At 64.4% G+C, this 4,636-nt stretch carries 4 protein-coding genes; 2 read left to right on the forward strand and 2 right to left on the reverse strand.

The window, feature by feature from the left end; translation table 11 throughout:
• Positions 1 to 624 (forward strand): HRDC domain-containing protein (locus Q7O19_RS13045; protein WP_303810923.1); only part of this gene is annotated, 624 nt, incomplete at its 5' end.
• Here Q7O19_RS13045 and Q7O19_RS13050 read toward each other — a convergent pair.
• Both Q7O19_RS13050 and Q7O19_RS13055 read right to left on the reverse strand, forming a co-directional pair.
• Entirely contained in the window at positions 621 to 2,153 is a 1,533-nt protein-coding gene (locus tag Q7O19_RS13050) for a Ppx/GppA family phosphatase (protein ID WP_369692485.1), read from the reverse strand. The two genes, Q7O19_RS13045 and Q7O19_RS13050, sit on opposite strands and share 4 nt — an antisense overlap.
• On the reverse strand, positions 2,146 to 4,347 hold the full coding sequence (locus tag Q7O19_RS13055) for an RNA degradosome polyphosphate kinase (protein ID WP_303810925.1): 2,202 nt from the start codon (positions 4,345 to 4,347) through the stop codon (positions 2,146 to 2,148). The genes Q7O19_RS13050 and Q7O19_RS13055 overlap by 8 nt, the downstream gene beginning before the upstream one ends.
• A 146-nt stretch (positions 4,348 to 4,493) precedes the next feature.
• On the opposite strand from Q7O19_RS13055, the gene Q7O19_RS13060 reads away from it, so the two are divergent.
• Positions 4,494 to 4,636, forward strand: a 143-nt coding sequence (locus Q7O19_RS13060; RefSeq protein ID WP_303810926.1) for a helix-turn-helix domain-containing protein, incomplete at its 3' end; no start/stop codon positions are given.

A 4,636-nucleotide genomic window follows, 5' to 3' on the forward strand; every position in this document is an offset into this window, starting at 1 on the left:
GATGAAATGGCGCGCGCGTCTGATCCCGCCACCTATGCCAATGATCCGGAACGCGCCTGGCTGCGGCTGCGGCTGCCCAGCCGCAAGGCCGATGTGCTGGGCCGGCTGAAGGCGCTGGCGCGCTGGCGCGAACTGGAAGCGCAAGACAAAGATGTGCCGCGCGGCCGCATCGTCAAAGACGAAACGCTGGCCGATCTCGCCTCCTCGCCGCCCCGCAGCCAAGCCGATCTGGCCAAGGTGCGCGGGCTTTCGGCGGCGTGGGGCGGCAATGCCATCGGTGCCCGCTTGATGGCAGCACTGGAAGATGCGCCGCCGCTGGAGGCCGACGAGATGCCAGCGCGCGAGCCGCAGCGGCCAGGCCTGTCATCCGAGGGCGCGCTGATCGCCGATCTGCTCAAGCTGCTGCTGAAGATCCGCGCCAAAGAGGCCGGCGTCGCACCGCGCCTGATCGTGCGCGCCGATGATCTGGAACTGCTCGCCGCCGGCCAGCGTAATGGGCTGGATGTGCTGCAGGGCTGGCGGCACGATATCTTCGGCGCGGACGCGCTGGCGCTGGTCGAAGGCCGGCTGGGCTTTGCGGTGACGGATGGCAAGCTCAAGATGAGCCAGTTGAGCGGCGATTAAGCGTATTCCAGCCGCGGCGTCAGGTTCAACGCGCCGCCCAGCAGTTTCAGCCGGCGCTGCACGGCGTCGCCACCCGCCAGATCGGCGTGGGACTGGCCCAGCCGCAGCACCAGCGTGTCGCCATGGCGCTCCAGCCGGCTTGCCGCCAGGCCAACGGCAGTGCCACCGGTCAGGCGCTGACCCAGCCGCAGCGCCAGGCCCCAAGCGCGGGCGCGCACCAGCAGCGGCACCGGAGCCAGGGCAATCAAGGTCGATATCACCGGCGCTTCCGGATCGCCGCCGAAGCAATAATGCAGGGCACAGGCCAGCGCCGCGCGTTCGGCGGCCGTGACGGCCACCCAGTTGCCGTGCAGCGCCACGTCCACGCCGCGTTCCGGGCGGAAATCCGGGTGGGCGCGCCACGCAATGTCTGAAAGCAGGCACGCCGCCAACCGCAGCCGGCGGTCACCGTCAGGTTCATCCGCAAACAGCGGGTCCATCCAGTCGAACAGCATGTCGCCATGTTCGGCGAAACGGCCCTGGCGGGCACCTTCGGCGCGGGCGGCGGTGATCAGCGGATCAAGCGCCTGATCCTGCGGCGACAGATCGGCATAGAGCATCCCTTCGCGCAGGCCGAAGCCCGAGGCAATGACGCTGGATGATCCCAGTTTCTTCACCACTGCCGCCAGCAGCATCGCCGCGCCGGGAAGCGACGGCAGCCGCGAGGTGGACAGGTGCGGCACCGCCCTCAGCGTGGCGAGTTCGGTGTGCGACAGGCTGCGAAACAATTTGCCCGGTGCTGTTGCCGGCATTTCATACTGGTGGACAATCGGCAGTGGATGGCCAGTCATCCAGATGTGGATTTGCGCCAGCGCCCGCCACGATCCACCCACCATGTAAAAGGGCTTGCCCTTGCCTTCGCCCGACCACTCAACCTTTTCGAGCGCCTTCGCGATGAACGGCCCCAGCGCGCGGCGATCCCGCTTGCGTACTGCATCCAGCCGCAGCGCTCCGATCGGCAGGCTGATGCGGTTGCCCATCTCGCCGTTCGACACCCGGATCAGTTCCAGGCTGCCGCCGCCCAGATCGCCCACCACGCCATCGGCAAAGGGAATGCCCGACACGAGGCCCATTGCGGCCCCGCGCGCTTCAGCTTCCCCATCGATCACCTCGATCACCAGCCCGCATTCGGCGGCGACCCGATTGATGAACGCCTGCCCGTTTTTCGCCTCGCGCACGGCTGCGGTGGCGACAGTGCGTACATTGGCGACCCCCATCGCCCGCACCAGCGCGGCAAAGCGGCGAAGCCCGGCCACCGCCACGTCCATGGCATTGTCGCTTAACCGGCCATTGGCGGCGATCCCACGCCCCAGCCCGGCCATGACTTTCTCGTTGAACATCGTTTCCGGCATGCGGGTGCGGCCGTGATAGACGACAAGGCGGACCGAATTGCTGCCAATGTCGATGATGGCGCAGCGGTCATCGACAGCCGGCGCCGGCACGGGGCTTAGCCCAACCTTGCGCGCCAGAGTGAGCACGGGTTCAGGCAAGCCCGGCGGCATCGCTCTGCTCGCTCAGGTCCTCATCCTCATCGGGCAGCATCAGCACCGGCACTGCCTTCGCATCCTTCATCTGGCCACGCCCCGACAGCGAGGGATTGGTCATGAAATAGCGGTGCAGGTTGAATAGCTCTTCACGGTCGTCCACCACGCGGGTGTAGCGGCCATCGGCCGACAGCTCCCAGCTCTGCTGATTGTCCTTCAGATTGGCCAGCATCACCTGGTTCAGCACCTGGGCGTGCACCGTCGGGTTCTCGATCGGCACCATGATCTCCACCCGGCGATCAAGGTTGCGCGGCATCCAGTCGGCCGAGGAGATGAACACGCGTGCATGGCGGCTGGGCAGTTCATGGCCGCCGCTGAACACGCAAATGCGGCTGTGTTCGAGGAAACGGCCAATCACGGACTTCACCCTGATATTGTCCGAAAGCCCCGGCACGCCCGGTTTCAGGCAGCAGATGCCGCGCACGATGAGATCAATCTCCACGCCCGCCGCGCTTGCTTCATAGAGTTTCTCGATGATGCCGGCATCCACCAGGCTGTTCAGCTTCACCCAGATGGCGGCATGCCGCCCCTTCTTGGCATGGGCGATTTCCTCGTCGATCAGGCCATAGAGCCGGCTGCGCATTGCCAGCGGCGCCATCGCCAGCTTTTCCAGTTTGGTCGGCTGCACGTAACCGGTGATGTAGTTCATCACCTGCGCCGCATCGCGCGCCAGCAGCGGATCGGCGGTGAAGAACGACAGATCGGTATAAATGCGCGCCGTGATCGGGTGATAATTGCCGGTGCCGAAATGCACATAGGTGCGGATCGCCGCCCCTTCGCGCCGGACCACCATGCTCAGCTTGGCGTGAGTTTTCCATTCCACAAAACCATATACAACCTGCACGCCGGCGCGTTCCAATTCGCTGGCCCAGCGAATATTCTGCTCCTCGTCAAAACGGGCCTTCAGTTCGACCACCGCTGTCACCGATTTGCCGGCTTCGGCGGCATCGATCAGGGCGCGCACGATGGGGCTGTTCTTGCCGGCGCGATACAGCGTCTGCTTGATGGCGATCACATCGGGATCGGCCGCAGCCTGGCGCAGAAAGGCCAACACCACTTCAAAGCTCTCATAGGGGTGATGAACCACCAGATCCTTGCTGCGGATGGCAGCAAAGCAATCACCGCCATGTTCACGGATGCGTTCCGGAAAGCGCGGCGTGTGCGGTTCGAACTTCAGATCTGGCCGGTCTTCCTCCACCAGCAGCGCCAGATCGTTGATGCCGAGCACGCCCGAAACCAGGATGGTGTCGCGATCATCCACGCCCAACTGGCTCTTCACCAGCATCAACAGGCCGGGCGGAGCATTTTCCTCCATGGTGAGATGGATGACCTCGCCGCGGCGGCGGCGCTTCAGCGCGGTCTGGTAAAAGCGCACCAGATCTTCGGCTTCTTCTTCCACTTCGATATCGGAATCACGGATCACCCGGAAAGCGCCATCGCCCACCAGATCATAGCCGGGGAACAATTGATCAAAGAACGCCCGGATGGTGTTTTCCAGGCTGATCCAGCGCACCGTGCCGCGACTGCGCCCATTGCCCGGCAACCGGATGAAACGCGGCAGCATAGCCGGCAGCATCAGCAGGGCGCGCAGCAGTTCATCGTCGGACTGGCGGCGCAGTTCCAAGATCAGCGAAAAGCCCTTGTTGGGGATGAACGGGAACGGGTGCGCCGGATCAATCGCCTGCGGGGTGAGCACCGGGAAAATCTGATCAAGGAAATGCGTCTGAAGCCAGTCCCGCTCCACCTTGGTGAGCTTCCCGGCGGTAATGACGTGAAAACCGGTGCGCGCCAGCTCCTTGGTCAGCAGGCTCCACACCCGCTGCTGTTCTTCCATCAGGTGATCGGCCTGTTCGGCAATGGCGACCAGCTGTTGCGCCGGTGTCATGCCCTCCGCGCTCACCGTTTCGATATTGGCCTGCACCTGGCCGCGCAGGCCGGCGACGCGCACCATGAAAAACTCATCGAGGTTGTTGCCTGAAATCGACAAAAAACGCAGCCGTTCCAGCAACGGGTGCGTGCGGTTCATGGCTTCGGCCAGCACCCGTTCGTTGAACGACAGCCACGACAGCTCGCGGTTGAAATAGCGCTCACTGGCTGGAATGGCGGGCGCGACGAGCGGGGCGGAGATGGATGTGGCCATGGCCACAGCCTTAGCCCGCAACGGGCATTCTGGGTAGAGGGACAGGCGGTTCTAGAGCGTTTTCCACCTGAACTGGCTCGTTGGGGATTCCCTTTTGGGCGGCGTTGTGATTCAGACTTCCTGCTGGTGGCAGGAGGCCAGCATGGATGGCACGAACGCTCTCACAGGATCTTCGGGACCGAGTTGTCGGTGCGATTGACGGCGGCATGAGCTGCCGAGCGGCAGCAGCACATTTTGGGGTCAGCACTTCGAGCGCGATCCGCTGGCGGCGCCTGGCCCTTCAGCATGG

The organism is Sandarakinorhabdus limnophila DSM 17366, assembly GCF_945882885.1.
GTDB classification, from domain to species: domain Bacteria; phylum Pseudomonadota; class Alphaproteobacteria; order Sphingomonadales; family Sphingomonadaceae; genus Sandarakinorhabdus; species Sandarakinorhabdus limnophila_A.